General features: G+C 68.0%; 17 protein-coding genes, 1 tRNA gene and 1 pseudogene. 8 read left to right on the top strand and 11 right to left on the bottom strand.

The annotated features are described in order from the left end of the window. Positions 1-43: 43 nt before the first annotated feature. Positions 44-643 (top strand): TetR-like C-terminal domain-containing protein, encoded by a 600-nt coding sequence (locus OG417_RS39550; protein ID WP_329240163.1) that lies wholly within the window; start codon positions 44-46, stop codon positions 641-643. Between the two features lie 426 nt (positions 644-1,069). Here OG417_RS39550 and OG417_RS39545 read toward each other — a convergent pair whose 3' ends face one another. The 5 genes from OG417_RS39545 to OG417_RS39525 form a co-directional block, all read right to left on the bottom strand. Further along, entirely contained in the window at positions 1,070-1,402 is a 333-nt protein-coding gene (locus OG417_RS39545) for a TRIC cation channel family protein (protein WP_329240161.1), read from the bottom strand. A gap of 64 nt (positions 1,403-1,466) precedes the next feature. Continuing rightward, on the bottom strand, positions 1,467-1,697 hold the full coding sequence (locus tag OG417_RS39540; RefSeq protein ID WP_329240159.1) for a TRIC cation channel family protein: 231 nt from the start codon (positions 1,695-1,697) through the stop codon (positions 1,467-1,469). A gap of 502 nt (positions 1,698-2,199) precedes the next feature. Beyond that, positions 2,200-2,847 carry an FMN-dependent NADH-azoreductase gene (locus OG417_RS39535; protein ID WP_329240158.1) on the bottom strand — a complete coding sequence of 216 codons (648 nt, stop codon included), beginning with the start codon at positions 2,845-2,847 and terminating at the stop codon, positions 2,200-2,202. 197 nt (positions 2,848-3,044) lie between these two features. Then, a complete protein-coding gene (locus OG417_RS39530; RefSeq protein ID WP_329240156.1) occupies positions 3,045-3,632 on the bottom strand; it encodes a nuclear transport factor 2 family protein in 588 nt (195 codons plus the stop codon). Then, positions 3,629-4,327, bottom strand: coding sequence for an alpha/beta hydrolase (locus tag OG417_RS39525; RefSeq protein WP_329240154.1), 699 nt, complete (start codon positions 4,325-4,327; stop codon positions 3,629-3,631). Before OG417_RS39525 ends, OG417_RS39530 begins: the two co-directional genes overlap by 4 nt. A 78-nt stretch (positions 4,328-4,405) precedes the next feature. Here OG417_RS39525 and OG417_RS39520 point away from each other — a divergent pair, with 78 nt between their 5' ends. The 4 genes and pseudogenes from OG417_RS39520 (at position 4,406) to OG417_RS39505 (ending at position 6,768) form a co-directional block, all read left to right on the top strand. After that, positions 4,406-5,020 carry a TetR/AcrR family transcriptional regulator gene (locus tag OG417_RS39520; protein ID WP_329240151.1) on the top strand — a complete coding sequence of 205 codons (615 nt, stop codon included), beginning with the start codon at positions 4,406-4,408 and terminating at the stop codon, positions 5,018-5,020. A gap of 350 nt (positions 5,021-5,370) precedes the next feature. Continuing rightward, the gene (locus OG417_RS39515; protein ID WP_329240149.1) at positions 5,371-5,964 is read left to right on the top strand and encodes an SDR family oxidoreductase; all 594 of its coding nucleotides are present in this window, start codon (positions 5,371-5,373) and stop codon (positions 5,962-5,964) included. Between the two features lie 309 nt (positions 5,965-6,273). Next, a pseudogene (locus OG417_RS39510) lies at positions 6,274-6,414 on the top strand (IS5/IS1182 family transposase); the annotation flags it as partial. A 117-nt stretch (positions 6,415-6,531) separates the two neighbouring features. Beyond that, positions 6,532-6,768 (top strand): DUF4241 domain-containing protein, encoded by a 237-nt coding sequence (locus OG417_RS39505; RefSeq protein WP_442875780.1) that lies wholly within the window; start codon positions 6,532-6,534, stop codon positions 6,766-6,768. Between the two features lie 22 nt (positions 6,769-6,790). Here the strand turns inward: OG417_RS39505 and OG417_RS39500 are convergent, their stop codons facing one another. Further along, on the bottom strand, positions 6,791-8,227 hold the full coding sequence (locus OG417_RS39500; protein ID WP_329262940.1) for an FAD-dependent monooxygenase: 1,437 nt from the start codon (positions 8,225-8,227) through the stop codon (positions 6,791-6,793). A gap of 91 nt (positions 8,228-8,318) precedes the next feature. Here OG417_RS39500 and OG417_RS39495 point away from each other — a divergent pair, with 91 nt between their 5' ends. Next, on the top strand, positions 8,319-8,924 hold the full coding sequence (locus OG417_RS39495; RefSeq protein WP_329240147.1) for a TetR family transcriptional regulator: 606 nt from the start codon (positions 8,319-8,321) through the stop codon (positions 8,922-8,924). A 1,137-nt stretch (positions 8,925-10,061) separates the two neighbouring features. Further along, positions 10,062-11,123 carry a tyrosine-type recombinase/integrase gene (locus OG417_RS39490; protein ID WP_329240145.1) on the top strand — a complete coding sequence of 354 codons (1,062 nt, stop codon included), beginning with the start codon at positions 10,062-10,064 and terminating at the stop codon, positions 11,121-11,123. 130 nt (positions 11,124-11,253) lie between these two features. Here OG417_RS39490 and OG417_RS39485 read toward each other — a convergent pair. The 5 genes from OG417_RS39485 to OG417_RS39465 form a co-directional block, all read right to left on the bottom strand. Further along, positions 11,254-11,326: transfer RNA gene (locus OG417_RS39485), tRNA-Val, on the bottom strand. Positions 11,327-11,404: 78 nt separating this feature from the next. Further along, a complete protein-coding gene (locus tag OG417_RS39480; protein ID WP_329240144.1) occupies positions 11,405-11,734 on the bottom strand; it encodes a hypothetical protein in 330 nt (109 codons plus the stop codon). Between the two features lie 59 nt (positions 11,735-11,793). Then, positions 11,794-12,255: a peroxiredoxin gene (locus OG417_RS39475; protein ID WP_329240143.1), complete on the bottom strand. Its 462-nt coding sequence runs from the start codon at positions 12,253-12,255 to the stop codon at positions 11,794-11,796. Between the two features lie 120 nt (positions 12,256-12,375). Next, the gene (locus OG417_RS39470) at positions 12,376-12,798 is read right to left on the bottom strand and encodes a DUF3052 domain-containing protein (protein WP_285581524.1); all 423 of its coding nucleotides are present in this window, start codon (positions 12,796-12,798) and stop codon (positions 12,376-12,378) included. Positions 12,799-12,947: 149 nt separating this feature from the next. Then, positions 12,948-13,361 (bottom strand): secondary thiamine-phosphate synthase enzyme YjbQ, encoded by a 414-nt coding sequence (locus tag OG417_RS39465; protein ID WP_329240141.1) that lies wholly within the window; start codon positions 13,359-13,361, stop codon positions 12,948-12,950. Positions 13,362-13,635: 274 nt separating this feature from the next. Between OG417_RS39465 and aceE the strand changes: the two genes are divergently transcribed. Continuing rightward, entirely contained in the window at positions 13,636-16,425 is a 2,790-nt protein-coding gene (aceE, locus tag OG417_RS39460) for a pyruvate dehydrogenase (acetyl-transferring), homodimeric type (RefSeq protein ID WP_442875604.1), read from the top strand. Positions 16,426-16,609 lie beyond the last annotated feature (184 nt).

Raw genomic sequence — 16,609 nt, 5'->3', positions numbered from 1 at the left:
GCCGCGTTGGCCACGTCGGTGCCACCGGGCTATATATGAGGGCATGGCCACGCAGTCCAACGAGGTGACCCGGGCGACCCGGCGCCGTGGTGCCGTCCTTACCCGGGCGATCTTCGAAGCGACGCTGGCCGAGCTGGCGGAGGGCAGTTTCGAGGAGCTGGCGTTCGACAAGATCGCAGCCCGTGCGGCGACCGGAAAAGCCGCCCTCTATCGTCGTTGGGACACCCCGGCGGAGCTCGTGCTCGATGCGCTGGCCGACCCCGTCGCCGGGTTCGAGGAGACCACGCCGCCACGCACCGGCACACTGCGCGGTGATCTGGTCGCCTTGTTGACCGGCCTCGCCCATGCTCTGGACGAACCACGCGGGCGGGCTCTGCGCCCGCTGATGACCCAGCGCGATCGGCATCCAGACCTGTACGCGCGGGTCCGGGACCTGGTTGTGCTGCCGCGGCAGCAGCTGATGACTGAAATCCTGGCGGCTGCGGCAGCACGGGGAGAGATCCGGGCCGATGCGGTGAATCCGCGGGTCGCCGGGGTCGGCCCCCGGCTAGTGATCGCCTCACATATGGACACCGGGACGGTTCCTACCGCCGAGGTGACGGCGATCGTGGACGAGGTGCTCATTCCGCTGCTGCGCCCATGACGGCGGACGTCGCCCCCCGCTCCCCAGCGCCATTACGGCCCGTCAGGAACATCGGAACGGTGGCTGGTCGTCGTCGCGGGACGAGTCAGGGAAATGCGGCGACGACAGTCCGGCGGAGTGGGCCGCCACACGGCCGGAAACCGCGCTTTTGTGGGCAATTATTGAAACTCAACGACGATCGGCAAGTCGTCAAGGTCCGCCTGATGCACCTTGCCGACTTGGACGTGCTCGGGCCGAACGATGCATGGCGAGTGGGAGCGTCGTCATTGCCGCACACGGACCGGATGTCGTCGCCGGCCTTGAAGTTGCGCAGATTCGGGTACTGGACACGGACATCGTTGGCCTTGTAGGGCAGGCCGTCCAGACGGGTGTGGTGGGCCGTCGCGGCGACCTGCGGCGCCGTCCAGAGAACGGGTTGCGTCAGACCTACGTACCTGGGGTTTGCCAGCCGAAGTACACGGAGATGAGCCGCAGGCCGATGGCGGAGACGGCGGCGGCCATGGCGGTCAGGGCATTGAGCATGCCGGTGAGGTTGAGGAGCGTCACCGCCAAGGCGCCGGTCAGCGCAGGCAGGATGTACATGTCACGGATCCATCGGAACAGGGCCTGCACGTCATTCGCCAGCACGCTGCTGAGCACCCCGCCGCCGACCGCGCTGGCGAGGCCCAGCATGATGGCGGGAACAGTGCCGAAGCCGTGGCTCAGGGCTTCGGACGTGCCGGTGACGCCGAACAGCGCCAGCGCCGCTATGTCGCACAACCGAAGACGTCGGTGAGCCGGGTGCGCCGATGGACCCCCGCGCTGAAGAAGACGATCAGCGCGGTCACGACCGGCGCCGCGTGTATCCGACGTCGGTGAAGGCGACCGGCCGGATTCCCAGGACCAGGTCGCGGAACAGGCCGTCTCCCGGGCCCGCCACTTCGGCGAGGATGACCGTCCTGAACACGTCGAAGTCCTTGCGGACGGGCAGGAACGCGCCCGACAGAGCGAAGGCGAAGATGCCGATGAGGTCCATGGAGTACTGGACCGAACCGGCGAACGTCATGTGCAGCATGCCGTTCTTCCGTCGTCGCTTCAGGAGGCGTGAGGCCCGGCGGGTTATCACGCCGTCCGAACGGATCTCACGCTAAGAGCCTCGACGGCGGTGGACGATCCAGCCAACGCGTCGATCGTGGTACAGCAGCAGGCTGTACCGCTCGCTTCCGTATGAGGCGTGATGGCTCGATCTTGTCGACGTTGGCCAGGCTGCCGCCGCAGGTGCTGCGTATGGTGACGCTGGCGCGCTGTTGCGCTGGCACCGGCGGCTGGTCGTCCGGCTGGTCGCGGATCTTGCGAGCGGCGACCGCGAGCGGGATCGCCGGCGCTGACCCGACGAAGTCCGAGCGTGGTGCCGGCACCGAAGGTCTCCAGCCTCATTCCATCGGGGGCCTTGGCCTGCTTGTTGGTCTCGTGCGTGCGCTGCCCGAAGCGACGGTAGATGCCGGCGGGTTGGGATCAACCGTTACCCCTGAAAGTCGCGATGCCTCTCGAAAGTCGGTGTCGTTTCCGTGTCTAGGTCAGATGTGGATGATCGCGGGGGGCCAGAGCTTGTCGATGGCGGTTTCGGCCTGGCGGCGGCTTTCTTCGGCCAAGGGGATGAGGTTCGACATTGTGGGGGTCTTCGGAGCGAGGGTGAGTTCGGTGGTGATGAATCGCGGTTCCAGTCCCGTCAGAGCCAGACCGTGCGGCAGCCAAGCGGTCGCATGGTCCCAGCCTTCCCTCGGAGTGCCCTCGCCGTAGCCGCCGCCCCGCGAGACGATCGCGACCAAGTCGCGACCGCCCAACAGGCCCTCCATGGTGTACGAGTGGTAGGACAGGCCGGGCGCGATGAGATGGTCGACCCAGGCCTTAACAGAGCTGGGAACGCCGTAGTTGTACAGCGGCAGGCCGAGCAGGATCGTGTCGGCGGCGACCACCTCACCGACGAGTTCCTCGGTCAGGGCCCAGGACGCGGCCTGCGCCTCGGTGTGCTGGTCAGGCGGCACGTGCCGGCCAAGGCCGCCAACGCTGTCCAGGTGGGGAATCGGGTCGGCCCCAAGGTCGCGGTAGACGACGGTGCCGTCGGGGTGGGCCGCGCGCCAAACGTCGGCGGCGCGAGCGGTGAGCTGCCGGCTGACCGAGCTGTCGCCCTGGATACTCGCGTCGATGTGGAGTAGATGCGCCATGGTCGGGTCTCCTGAAGAGGTCCAAACTAGCTGCCTATGCAGACAACTATAGGAGGTGTCGTGCCCGCGATTCCGCTGTGGGGCCGTCATGGCGACTGTGAGGTCGGCCACCCCCGGAAGCTGTGGAGCCGGAATACGAGCGAAACGTGCCGCAGTCTTGTTCCGCCGCTGGTAGAGGCCGGCGCGGGTCACGATCGCTAGAGTTCCGCCGTCCTGTCCCCTGCGATCTTCGAGGTGTGTGTTGACATCGATCGACCGCACCGCCCACCCGAGACGCGACGATCGGCAAGAGCGATGACCGCCTGAGCGCCGTCACGCTCGAGACCCGCCGGCGCATTCCTCTCCGTCATCGCCTCCGTCCGCCGCAGCGCGTCCGCGGCGGCCATACTCTCGGGATGGACGATCGCATGACGGGTACTGAGCGGCTGGCCTGCATGATCTTCTCCGGACTTGATGTCCAATCTGGCGGCCAGTCCGTCGCGGATACGGTAGACGTGGATGAAATGGGCCGTTGACACCAGCGCTCCGTCCGGCGTGCGTACCGTCTGGTGGATGTGCACCGCGATGCGTCCGTCGTCCAGCTCGATCGGTTCACTGGGCTCGTCGTGGGTGTGGATCCGGCTCCACTGGCGTACCCAGTAGTCGCGGACGGCATCTTTGCCGTGCATCCTGGCCGGGCCGTCCGGCCAGTTGACGTCGTCGGTCACGAGGGTGAGCAGGCGTTCGACGTCCCGGCCGTTATAGGCGGCGTAGAGGCGCCGTACCAGGTCCGCCGTCCCGGTCACGACAGACCCGCGATGATGTCGGCGATGGTCTGCGGCTGGGACAGGAACGGGTGGTGGCCGGCCTTCACCTCGATGACCTTGTCCGCGCGGCGGGAGAATTCGCGTTGCGCCGCCGCCGGGGTGCCCCGGTCCTCGGTGCACACCACGTACGTCGTGGGCAGGTCGTGCCACGCCGCCGCCCGTACGGGCTGCTGGGTCACGGCCAGCGTCTGCCGGACCAGAAGGGCCTCCGCGTCGCGGGCGATGTCCGGCGGGCAGTCCTGGACGAACGTCTCGGCGAACAGCTCGGGCCGGGCGCCGAACGTGCCGCCGTCGGGGTCGAAGTCCAGGAACGGTGGCGGCGCGTCGGCGCCGAACGTCGACAGCGACTCGCCGGGCTCGGGCAGGTAGCTCGACACCAGCACCAGGTGACGCACCGTCTCGACGCCCACCGCCGCCTCGGCGGCGACGATGCCGCCGTAGCTGTGCGCCACGACCACGGTCGGTTCGTCCGCCTCGGTCAGGACAGTGCGCACCGCGGCGACGTCCTCGGGCAGCCCGGGACCCCGCGGTCCGGCCGGCCGGTCGCCCTCACCGCAGCTCGGCAGCGCCGGGGCGACGCTGTCGATGCCGCGCTCCCGCAGAGCCGCGGCGGCCAGGTGCCACCACCACGCTCCGTCCCGAACACACGCCCCGTGCACGAAAACAACACGCATCTCTTCTCCTTGATCCCGGTGTCGCCACCACTGGGATCAACGGTAGACGTACCGCCAGTTACGTGAAAAAGTGTGGCGATGGGACGGCACAAACAGCCCGAGATCCGCGACCGAATCCTCGACGCCTGCGTCGACCACGCGCTCGCGCACGGGCTGCCCGACCGCCTCGAACCGTTGGCGGCGGCGTCCGGCACCTCGACCCGCATGCTGATCTACCACTTCGGCACCCGGGACGCGCTGCTGCGGGAAACGCTGGGACGGGCGCGGCAACGCCAGCGCGACTTCTTCGGCGAACTGGTGTCCCCACGACCCGACGAGCCCTATCTGAGCACTCTGCGACGGGCTTGGCGGGTCATGACCGGCCCGGCCGGCCGCCCGTACCTCACCATGTTCGGCAGGCTCCGGGAGGACGCCGAGCAACAGCTGTGGCCGGGCTTTCGCCGCGAGGCCACCACCGACTGGCTGCGACCGCTCGAGGACGGCATGCGCAGCATCGGCCGTCCCGAACTCGCCACCCTCGTGCTCGCGGTCGTCCGCGGCCTCATCATGGACCTCGAGGCCACGGGCGACGCGTCGCGAGCCGACCAGGCCTTCGACGATTTCCTGGCCACGCTCGCTCCCATCACCACCCGAGACTCTGCGCCCCGGGTGGAAGGCTCACGCCTGCCCATGCCTCCTGCCGGGGCTGGGTGACGAGTCCGGCGACGGCCGCGGGCTTGACCTGCTGGCACTACGGGCACACGGGCCGCCTGCAAGTACCTGTGCAGGCAGGCAAAAATCGAAGGAGAGCAGGTCGCACCCCCCGCGACCGGTCGCTGGAGCGAGGCAGGCATCGAGGCTAGACAGCGGACGTCACCCTGTTATAGCTATCTGCACAGATAGCTAAATGGCTATCGGCATAGCGTGCACGAGGGAGAACCAGATGCCGGATAACAGCTGGGCAGACTTCACTGGGCGCTCCGGACGTCGATGTCGAGTTCCATCGCGTCGACCTCGCCGACCGTGACTCGATTGCCGAGGCGGCGTCGGAGATCTCCGGTCCGGTGGATGCCCTCGTCAGCGCGGCCGGGGTCTCGTCGGGCATCGGGGATCCGATCAAGGTTGTCACGATCAATTTCATCGGTCTGCGGGAGCTGACGGAGCGTCTGATCCCGCGCATGGCGCCCGGGTCGTACATCGTCAGCACCTCGTCGATCGCTGCGGCCGAGTATCGGGAGCATCCAGAGGCGCTCGACCTGGCCGTGACTCCCGGCTGGGACGAGGCCCTCACGTGGTGCGAACGCCACTCGGATGCGCTCGGAGCGGGCTATAGCCTCTCCAAGGAAGCCGTCATCTACTACACGAAGCGACGCGCGGTCGACCTGGCGGGCAAGGGTATCCGCATCAACTGCACCGCGCCAGGTGTGACGATGACACCGATCATTGAAGCTACCGTCGCCCGGGTCGGCCAGGGATACCTTGATGCCGTTCCCAAACCGCTCGGACGAGTGGCAACCGCGGACGAGCAGGCACGCGTTCTGGCATTTCTCGCCGGTCCTGGCGCAAGTTACCTGTCCGGGCAAGCGATCTGGGTCGATGGAGGATACAGGGCCGGGGTCGACTCGGGCGCATTGGAACACCTCCCCGTCAGCCGTTGACGCCGCGTTGTCGGGGCGGCAGTACATGACCTCGTAAGATACCGACATCACGGGAATGGCACGGGGAATGGCGCGATCTGCTTGCCCTGGAGAATGCTGCCGGGTGTCGGGTTCGCCCCTTGCGGGACCGTCCGGTCGGGCGGGCGGGGCGAGGTGTTTCGGGCGTTGGTGCTGGCGCGGATCATCGAGCCGACCAGCAATCTGGACTCGCTGCGGGTGATGGAGGATAACGGCTGCGAGACTATCGGTTCGGTCTCGTACCGGGGCGAGGGCGCCAAGGCGTACAACGCCCTCATCCGCGGCGTCCACGCCCCCTCCGAACGCGCAAACTCCCTGCTCACGACCAGCTTCAACGCCATGCGCCGTGTCAGCCTCGATTCCTGGCGCATCGGCGCCATCGCCAAAGCCGCACTCGTCTTGCTCCACCTCGAACACGACCGCAGCCGCTGAACCACTACACAACGTTGAAGATCATTACTCGGAAAGGCTCACTTGCGGGGACGATGATTACCTTGACCGGCTGATGACGGTTCTCGAACCCGGGAGACGGACTTCGCGGTCGGCACGCTGAGCGATGACGAGGGCAAGCCGTTTCTGGTGGTGTTTTCCTCTGGAGGCGGGGACGGGTACTACCCGACCTGGGTCGGACGTACCGCCGACGGTGAGGTGGCCTGCTTCCTCACCGACTTCTTCGTCCTGGAAGACGATGAGGAGGACGAGCCGCGCTCAGTCGAGGAAGACAGGACGCCGGCCACACGAGACATCCTGATCTGGCTGAGCAATTCGTCCGCCGCATTCGGCTGAGCGGCAGACGACCGCGACGACCTCAGGTGGTGTTGGCGAGTGCGCTTGTGGTGCGGGTCGCTGGTGCTGCGCCGGTGCCGCGCCACCCGAGGTAACCGTCTGGGCGGATCATGATGCGCTCGTGGGGTGCGGGCTGGTAGGTGCGACGCAGGTGTCCGTCCACGTCGAGGGCGTCTGCGTCGAGTACCTGGGCGCCTTCGACGGGGTCGGTGGTTCCGTCGAAGGCCAGGACTGTCCAGTTGGCTTGTCGGCGCAGCAGGAACAGTGTGGTATCGCCGAGCGGGGCGTCCGGAGCGCGATCGCCTGGTCGCAGGCCGGGTGCGTCGGGATCGGTGCGGTAGCTGAGGTCGAGCTGGAGCGCTTGACGGGCCAGGGCCGACGGGCGATCGGCGTAGCCGCCGGCACCGGAGTTGAGCGCGTGCTGGGAGAGTTCGCTGGAGAGTCCGAGGACCGCCGCGGCGACCGGTTTGCGCTCGGCCTCGTAGGTGTCCAGCAGGGCGTCGTCGGCGCCGTCGAGTACCGCGGCGAGCTTCCAACCCAGGTTGATGGCGTCCTGGATGCCGGTATTGAGGCCTTGGCCGCCGGCCGGTGAGTGCACGTGTGCGGCATCGCCGGCCAGGAAGACCCGATCGATGCGGAAGCGTTCCGCCATCCGTACGTTGAGTCGCCAGGTCGAGGACCAGCTGATCCGGCGCAGGCGCACCCGCGGGCGGATGCCGTCGACCAGGGCGTGCAGCGACGCGTCGTCGGCGCGGGCGTCCGGATCCGGCGAGCGCAGCCCCAACGCCCAGGTCGGGCTCGCGGGCATCGGGCACAGGGAGAGGAAGCCGGCACCGTCCGCGCCAATGAGGTCGAACTGGTGCCAATGGTCGCGGTCGAGTCCGTCCAGTTCGATCTCGGCCAGCAGTATCCGGACCTCATCGTGGGTTTCGCCGAGGAAGCCGACTCCGAGCACGTGCCTGACCGTGCTCGATCCACCGTCGGCACCGACGAGATAGCGCGAGCGCAGGCGTCGCCGATCGTCGAGGACGGCGGTGGTTCCGTGCTGGTCCTGCTCCACGGCGACCACGCGAGCGTTCTGCTCGACCGTGACACCGAACTCGGCGAGCCGCTCCCGCAGCACCTGCGTCGTCCGCCACTGCGGAATGATCAACGGCCGCGCGAACGGCTGGTCAGGCGTCGGCTCGAGCCCGGGATGCCGGTCTCGTTCCCGTACGGTGCCGTCGACCGCGTACTGCCGGAACGGCAGCCTGAATCTCCCCAATGCCACGAGACGGTCGGTGACCCCGAGTGGGTCGAGCAGCTCCAAAGTTCGTGGCTGTATGCCGTTACCACGCGGACCCGGGAACGGAGCTGGCGCGCTGTCCAGCACCGTTACGCGCCGACCTCGCCGAGCGAGCTCACCGGCCACCACCAGACCTGTCGGGCCCGCGCCCACCACCGTGACATCCGTATCCATGTCCATGTCCCGACACGCTACTCATATATAGGACTCAGTATCAAATCGGACTGCGTCCTGTTATTTTGGAGTCCTGTGTTAAATTCTGTTGGTGACCTCCCTGCGCGAGCGCAAGAAGGCGCGCACCCGTGCCGAGATACAGCGCCACGCACTGCGCCTGTTCGCCGAGCGTGGCTACGACGCGACGACCGTCGAAGACATCGCCGACGCGGCCGAAGTCGCCCGAAGCACGTTCTTCCGCTACTTCGCCACCAAGGAAGACGTTGTCCTGTTCGACGACGTCGACCCGCAGCTCGAGGACGCCCTCGCCGCGATTCCCGCGGGCACCCCGTTGCTGGCCGCGCTGATCCAGGCGATACGCGCTACCTTCGCCGAGCTCGACGAGCACAAACGCGTCCACGAGGAGCTGCGGATGCGGCTCGTGCGCACCGTGCCGGAGATAGCCGCAGCACGGCGAGCCCGCGGCGCATGGGACGTCGAGCAGGCCGCGCGCCTCGTCGCCTCCGCGCTCGGCCGCACCCCCGACGACATCGAGGTCGTGACCCTCGCCGGAGCACTGGCCGGCGCCCGCTTCGCTGCGCAAACCCTCGTCGCACGCGAGCCCCACCGCAGTTACGTCGACACCACCCTGGAGATCCTCGAACGCCTCCGCAGCGGCATCCCACTGGCCGACGAACCCACCGTCGGCTCAAGTTGAACCACGCCCTCGAGCCCCCCACCTGACAGCGAGCTCGCCGAGTCGACGGAAGGTGGTCAGGCCAGCGCGGGAGAGCCCGTTCAGGACTGGTGCCGGCTCTGAATCCCGGGCTCTCGGGCGCACTCGGGTCGGAGCCGACCGCGCCGTGGTAGGTCGTCTCCCCGTCCAGGCCGAAGTCGACCAGTCCGACCACGGTGAACCGGTGCGGCGCGTTCCGCGCGTCCAGCACCGTCGCCTGGTCACCGACCTGGAACTTCTCCTTCCGGGCGGTCCGGGTGTCCAGGACCACCTCCGAACTCCCGCCCGGCACGCGGCCGTATCCGACCTGGTGACGCATCAGCCGGCCCTGCGGGACCGACAGGCCGAGGGTCGGGGTGTCGCCGACGGCCTTGCCGTCCTTGCCGCTCAGCGCCGCGCTGCCCTTGACCTGCCCTTGCGCGTCGGTGACGCCGGGCACGCCGCGGATCCGCGCCAGCAGGCTCACCGGGATGCCGGGCCTATCGCCGCCGGAGTCCTTGGGCAGCACCGCGACGCCTACCTTCAGCCAAGCCCTCAGGAGGCCCGGGCCCGTCATAAGGAGACGCAGGTCTGGCCGGGGCTGCGGACGAGCATCTCCGCCGAGGAGACTGACGAGCTGTGTGAGAAGCTCGAGGGAGGTAAACAGATGGTGCCCACCCGCCCGCCCCGAACACACCACCCAAGCCAGGAATCCTGAAGACCGCGGGCCCGCCGTCGCGGCAGCAGACCGCGCCCGCGACGCCGCCACTGGCCGCGGCTGGGGCTGAGCGGGCGACACCTGCGCGCGGATGCCGGGCCGGTTCGCACTGAACCGCCCCGGGATTGATGACCGTGACCGACCGGGTCGTGTAGATGGCGTGGAAAGCCGGCCCAAAGCAGTGGAGAGAATCGTTCCGCCTCCGAGCGCAGGCGGATAGCTTCCTGGCCGAACTCCGGTCCGCAGCGAAGAAGGGCGAAGCGTTCAGCGTCCGGACTGGTCGGCCGCTCTCCTGGCAGCGAACCCAGAAGGACATGACCTGATACGCCTTCGCGTGTGCGTACGTGGACATGAAGTGGAAGACCGCGTCGGCGAAGTACCGGCACGACATCGCGTACGCCCTGACGCAGGCCACACCGGCGATGTACACGAGCGAGAAGGGCAAACCGGAGGCCGCTGCTCTGCGCCGGGCGCTGTTCCGGTGGGCGTTCAACGCGGAGCAGCGCGATTCGCCACCCGATGACGTCGCGCGCGTATTGCGCTGGGTGGCCGACAACACCGCGCCCGTCTCGGCGTTGTCGGATCCGGCGCTTGCCCGCCGCGTTTTGGACCTCGCGACGACCCGGTCGGACGGGAAGCGTTCCGCAGCCAACGTCGCCCGGCGGAAGCGGATGATCCTCGCCAACGCGATGGACTATGCCGTCACTGAGCAGAAGCTGTTGGGGACCAACCCGATTCGTGATCTGAAGTGGAGCGTCCCCAAGACCTCCACCGAGGTTGACCGGCGGAGCGTCATCAACCCGCGCCAGGCGCGCGCCCTGCTGAGCGCCGTCGGGGCGCAACAGCCCAGCGGTCCGCGGCTCGTGGCGTTTTTCGCGGTGATGTACTACTCCGCCCTACGTCCAGAAGAGGCGATCAGTTTGACCCGCAGCGACGTCGCATTGCCGGACCTGGTTTGGGACGAAGATGGCCAGGAGTGGCAGGAGCCGGGCGAGTGGTGTGAGTTGCATTTCCGCGAACCAGCACCGGACGCCGGCGGTGAGTGGACCGACGACGGCAGCCGCCGCGAGGCACGCAAGCAGCTCAAGCACCGGGCCGAAGGACACGAACGTCGCGTTACCGGTCCACCGGAGCTGACCGTCATCCTGCGAGCACACCTCCGAGATCATGTCGCCGAAGGTCCGGGAGCACGGCTGTTCACCGGAGTCCGAGGCGGAGACCTTCCGACGATCACTTACAGGCGCGCCTGGAGGCAGGCGCGCCGGAAGGTGTTCACGGATCAGCAGTACGAATCGCCGCTGGCGCGCCGGCCGTACGACCTGCGGCACGCCTGCGTGTCGACGTGGCTCAGCGGGGGAGTGCCGCCGACCCAGGTGGCCAAGTGGGCGGGCCACACCGTGGACGTGCTGTTGCGGATCTACGCCTCGTGTCTCGACGGCCAGGACGAGATCGCCAAGCGACGGATCGTCGAGGCGCTGGCCTGAAACTTTGGCACGTATTTGACACAGGTGGCCGCCGAGAGCCGGTCACAGCCGGAGACGGCCGGACCTCACACCAACGGCGCCTGACCTCGAAGTCGCAGGTCAGGCGCCGTTTCGCATGTCGATCAAGACGTGGGCACAGCTGGATTCGAACCAGCGACTCCTGGTTTGTAAGACCAGTGCTCTAACCACTGAGCTATGCGCCCCGCTGCCGGAGTTCCGGCGACCGGGAAAGCCTACCGAAATCAACGGCCTGCCTGGCAAACCGAGCGGACTTCCGGGGGTCAGGTTGGAGCGGCTCTTCGGTGGAGGACGCGGCTCAGGGCCGCCTCTACCTCCTCTGACAGGCCGGGGGCTTCGGAGGTGACCAGGTTGTCTCCGGTGCGTTCGGCGGTGCGTATGTGGCCGCAGGTGCGGCACTCGATCTCGCCGAGGCGGCAGACCAGGGTCGATGAGTGGCAGGCCGTGCAGTGGTCCAGGTCGGCGGTCCAGCCGTCGATGGCCTGGCATCGGGGGCAGACCAGAACCTGACGTTCGTCGCGGACCCCGCGTTTCCAGGGGCTCGCGCCGCGGGTCGGGTCGGTCTGCCGGGCCCCGCAGCGATAGCAGGGCATGGCCCCCTCCAGAGTGTCCGGGGCCGGGCCCGCCCTAGGGCGGGCCCGGCCGCAGGAGACTACGAGATTTCGGCGAGCGCCTTGCGGTACTCGTCGATGTCACGGGCGTCCGGAATGGCGTTCTCGACCTTCCACCGGACCACGCCGTCCTTGTCGATGATGTACGTGCCGCGCTGGGCGAGGCCCGCGTCCTCGTTGAAGATCCCGTACGCCTTGGCCACCCCGCCGTGCGGCCAGAAGTCCGAGAGCAGAGGGAACTCATAGCCCTCCTTCTCGGCCCAGGCGCGGTGGGTGAAGACCGAGTCGACCGAGACCGCCAGGACCTGGACGTCGTCGCCGCCGAGCGTCGGGAGCTCGTCGCGGATCGTGCAGAGCTCCCCGGTGCAGATGCCGCTGAACGCCAGCGGATAGAAGACCAGGACGACGGTCTTCTTCCCCTTGAACTCCGAGAGCTTCACCGGCGTGCCGTGCTGGTCCTTCAGCTCGAAGTCCGGTGCGGCCTGGCCTACCTCAATCGCCATGTTCTGTAACCTCTCCACGGTTTTTCGGACGCAAGCGCCAGTCTGCCACCCGGTGCCGAAGAGACGGTCAGGAGACTCGCGGATCCCGCGAGTGATGACGATCCCCGCGTGCGAGGTGGGTCAACGCCGTGCCTTGGGCGTCACCAGGCGGGTGCCGGACCACTCGCGGGCCGCGCTGATGCTGCTCGTCTGCGACAGGCCGGCCGTCTGGGCGGCCTCGCCGATGTCGCTGGGCTCCACGTGGCCGTCGCGCCCGGCCTTCGGCGTCAACAGCCAGATATGGCCGCCGTCCGCCAACGTGGTGAGCGCGTCGGACAAAGCGTCGAACAGATCACCGTCGTCGTCGCGCCACCACAGCAGCACGACGTCGACCACGTCGTCGTAGTCCTCGTCGACCAGCTCGTTCTCCGAGACCTCTTCGATGGAGCTGCGCAGCTCCTCGTCGCAGTCGTCGTCGTAGCCGATCTCCTGCACCACCTGGCTCGGCTTGATACCGAGCCGTTCGGCCAGGCTGCTCTGCGCCTGACCCGCGGTCGCGCTCACGAACGTCCTCCCTGTGTCGGGGCCGCATGCCGGGCCACGATGATCATTGTCTGCCGCTCGTGAGGTGCGGCATTGCCGGACAGTTCACACGCCGGACCACCCCGCGCGCAAGTGTCTTGCCCGCATGTGAGCAAACCCGTCCACCTGTGTCAACCGCCATCAATGAAGCTGAGCCGTACGTTGCGCACGACATTGTCCACGTTGAGGTCGACAACGGCCACTGATTGCCAGGTCCCGAGGGCCATCTTTCCCCCCACGACCGGAATAGTGGCGTACGGCGGAACGAGGGCCGGCATGACGTGTGACCTGCCGTGCCCGAGTGACCCATGGGAATGGGTCCACCGGTCGTCTTTGGGCAAAAGCGCGCGCATCGCGTCGAGCAGGTCCACGTCGCTGCCCGAACCCAGCTCGATCAGCGCGATTCCGGCCGTCGCATGGGGGACGAAGATGTGCAAAAGCCCGTCGCCCGCGCCGGTCCGGCCGAGGAAGTCCTCGCACTCACCGGTGATGTCCTGAACGGTCTCCCGGCTACCGGTGGCCACACGGATCACTTCAGTTCTCATGTGCTCTGTCTACCTGCCCGCACAAGCCTGCCCGCACAAGCCGTCCGGCTGCGGTCTCGCAAAGATCGATCCGGTTCCGATCGCGATGGTCGTTTCACCTCCTGAGGGCGGGTATCCCCTGAGTACGGGCTCTCCACACGGCGTGACACGCGTGCCGGGAGCGCGGGCACTACGGTTACCCGGGGGTAGAGATGCGTTAACGGGCACGACGTACGACGATGGTCTGGACACCGACGATCCAGACCTGCACCTGGGTGAGTGAGAAGGGGACCCCGTGGCTTCCGGACGCCAGCGCTTTTCGATCATCAGCGACGGCCTCCCCAGTCAGCTCCCGGACATCGACCCCGATGAGACCCGGGAGTGGCTGGAGTCGCTCGACACCGTCATCAAGACGGAGGGCCGCAGCCGTGCCCGCTACCTCATGCTGCGCCTCCTGGAGCGCGCGCGTGAACAGCAGGTGGGCGTGCCCGGCCTCCGCAGCACCGACTACATCAACACGATCTCGCCCGAGCGGGAGCCGTGGTTCCCCGGCGACGAGTACGTCGAGCGCCGCATCCGCGCGTACATCCGGTGGAACGCCGCGATCATGGTGTCGCGGGCGAACCGTCCCGAGCTCTCCGTCGGCGGCCACATCGCCACGTACGCCTCGGCGGCCTCGCTGTACGAGGTGGGCTTCAACCACTTCTTCCGCGGCAAGGACCACGGCGAGTCCGGCGACCAGGTCTTCATCCAGGGCCACGCGGCGCCGGGCATCTACGCGCGCGCGTTCTTGGAGGGGCGCCTGCCGCAGGAGAGCCTGGACGGGTTCCGGCAGGAGATCTCCCACCCGGGCGGAGGCCTGTCCTCCTACCCGCACCCGCGGCTGATGCCGGAGTTCTGGGAGTTCCCCACGGTCTCCATGGGGCTCACCGCGATCAACTCGATCTACCAGGCGCGGTTCAACCGCTACCTGTACAACCGCAAGATCAAGGACACCTCGCGCTCCCACGTGTGGGCGTTCCTCGGCGACGGCGAGATGGCCGAGCCGGAGTCGCTCGGCGCGATCGGCCTGGCCGCCCGCGAGGAGCTCGACAACCTGACCTTCGTCATCAACTGCAACCTCCAGCAGCTCGACGGCCCCGTACGCGGCAACGGCAAGATCATTCAGGAGCTGGAGTCGTACTTCCGCGGCGCCGGCTGGAACGTCATCAAGGTGATCTGGGGCCGCGACTGGGACCCGCTGCTCGCCCAGGACGTCGACGGCGTGCTCGTCAACAAGATGAACACCACGCCGGACGGCCAGTTCCAGACCTACTCCGTCGAGACCGGCGAATACATCCGCGAGCACTTCTTCGGCGACGACCCGCGGCTGCGCAAGATGGTCGAGCACATGACCGACGACGACATCCGCAAGCTGTCGCGCGGCGGCCACGACTACCGCAAGCTGTACGCCGCGTTCAAGTCCGCGCGTGAGCACGTCGGCCAGCCGACCGTGATCCTCACCCACACGATCAAGGGCTGGACGCTCGGGCCCGACTTCGAGGCGCGCAACGCGACGCACCAGATGAAGAAGCTCACCAAGGCCGAGCTGAAGGAGTTCCGCGACCGGCTCTACCTGGAGATCCCCGACTCGGCGCTCGAGGCGGACCTGCCGCCGTACTACCACCCGGGCGAGGACTCCGACGAGATCCAGTACATGCGCGAGCGGCGCATGGCGCTCGGCGGCTACCTGCCCAAGCGCGTCAACCGCGCCAAGGCCCTCAAGCTGCCCGGCGACCCGGTGTACGCCGAGCTGAAGAAGGGCTCGGGCAAGCAGAACGTCGCCACGACGATGGCGTTCGTCCGGCTGCTCAAGGACCTGATCAAGAACGAGGACATCGGCGCCCGGTTCGTGCCCATCGCGCCGGACGAGTACCGCACCTTCGGCATGGACTCGCTGTTCCCGTCCGCGAAGATCTACTCCCCGCACGGCCAGACGTACGAGGCGGTCGACCGCAAGCTGCTGCTGTCGTACAAGGAGTCCGAGCATGGCCAGATGCTGCACGAGGGCATCAGCGAGGCCGGCGCGATGGGCTCGGCGATCGCCGCGGGCACCGCGTACGCCACGCACGGCGTGCACATGATCCCGGTCTACATCTTCTACTCGATGTTCGGGTTCCAGCGCACCGGCGACAGCATCTGGGCGCTGGGCGACCAGATGGGCCGCGGCTTCCTGCTGGGCGCCACGGCGGGCCGTACGACCCTGACCGGCGAGGGACTCCAGCACAACGACGGTCACTCGCCGCTGCTGGCCTCGTCCAACCCGGCGTGCGTCTACTACGACCCGGCCTGGGCGTTCGAGCTGTCCCACATCATCAAGGACGCGCTGCGGCGCATGTACGGCTCCAGCGAGGAGCACCCGCAGGGCGAGAACATCTTCTACTACCTGACGGTCTACAACGAGCCGTACCAGCAGCCCGCCGAGCCGGCGAACCTCGACGTGGACGGCGTGCTCAAGGGCCTCTACCGCTACGCCGAGGCGCCGGACGTCGAGGGCGAGGCGCCGGGCGCGCAGATCCTCGCGTCGGGCGTCGGCGTCCGCTGGGCCCTGGAGGCGCAGCGCATGCTGGCCGAGGAGTGGGGCGTGGCCGCCGACGTGTGGTCCGCCACGTCGTGGACGGAGCTGCGCCGCGAGGCCATCGCCGCCGACGAGTGGAACCTCCTGCACCCCGAGGCCGACCAGCGCGTGCCGTACGTGACTCGTGTCCTGGACGGCCAGCCGGGGCCGATCGTGGCGGTGAGCGACTTCATGCGCGCGGTCCCCGACCAGATCGCGCAGTGGGTGCCGGGCGACTACGCGTCACTGGGCACGGACGGGTTCGGCTTCTCCGACACCCGCGCCGCCGCCCGCCGCTTCTTCCACGTGGACGCGGCGTCCATCACCCTCGCGGTGCTGACGCGCCTGGCCCGCCTCGGCGAGGTCAAGCAGGAGGTCCTGCAGCGCGCGATCGAGCGCTACCAGCTGGGCGAGGGCGCGGACGTCGTGGTCGGTGCGGACAAGACCCCGGCGGAGACCACCACGGACTCGATGACGACTCCCGGCTGAGCCGGAGCGTCATCAGCGGGGCGCTCCCTCGGGGGCGCCCCGCTGTCATGCCCACGTCCCGTCCAGGGCCGGTCGAGGGGCTCTGCGGCGACTTAGGTCCTTCGGGTAAAGGACGTCATCCCTGTGGACGTCCTTTCGGCGCGTCGTGTTCAGATGGGGGTATCAGCGCGTCACGCCGAAGCCG

The organism is Actinoallomurus sp. NBC_01490, from assembly GCF_036227085.1.
GTDB lineage: Bacteria > Actinomycetota > Actinomycetes > Streptosporangiales > Streptosporangiaceae > Actinoallomurus > Actinoallomurus oryzae.
This window is presented reverse-complemented; position numbering and strand designations above follow the sequence as displayed.

Excerpts from the sequence above, each read along its gene's own strand:
- OG417_RS39540 (WP_329240159.1), bottom strand. The coding sequence starts at position 1,697 with ATGCTGCACATGACGTTCGCCGGTTCGGTCCAGTACTCCATGGACCTC.
- OG417_RS39520 (WP_329240151.1), top strand. The coding sequence starts at position 4,406 with ATGGGACGGCACAAACAGCCCGAGATCCGCGACCGAATCCTCGACGCC.
- OG417_RS39480 (WP_329240144.1), bottom strand. The coding sequence starts at position 11,734 with ATGCCCTGCTATCGCTGCGGGGCCCGGCAGACCGACCCGACCCGCGGC.
- OG417_RS39475 (WP_329240143.1), bottom strand. The coding sequence starts at position 12,255 with ATGGCGATTGAGGTAGGCCAGGCCGCACCGGACTTCGAGCTGAAGGAC.
- OG417_RS39490 (WP_329240145.1), top strand. The coding sequence starts at position 10,062 with ATGTACACGAGCGAGAAGGGCAAACCGGAGGCCGCTGCTCTGCGCCGG.
- OG417_RS39525 (WP_329240154.1), bottom strand. The coding sequence starts at position 4,327 with ATGCGTGTTGTTTTCGTGCACGGGGCGTGTGTTCGGGACGGAGCGTGG.
- OG417_RS39550 (WP_329240163.1), top strand. The coding sequence starts at position 44 with ATGGCCACGCAGTCCAACGAGGTGACCCGGGCGACCCGGCGCCGTGGT.
- OG417_RS39535 (WP_329240158.1), bottom strand. The coding sequence starts at position 2,847 with ATGGCGCATCTACTCCACATCGACGCGAGTATCCAGGGCGACAGCTCG.
- OG417_RS39465 (WP_329240141.1), bottom strand. The coding sequence starts at position 13,361 with ATGAGAACTGAAGTGATCCGTGTGGCCACCGGTAGCCGGGAGACCGTT.
- OG417_RS39500 (WP_329262940.1), bottom strand. The coding sequence starts at position 8,227 with ATGGATACGGATGTCACGGTGGTGGGCGCGGGCCCGACAGGTCTGGTG.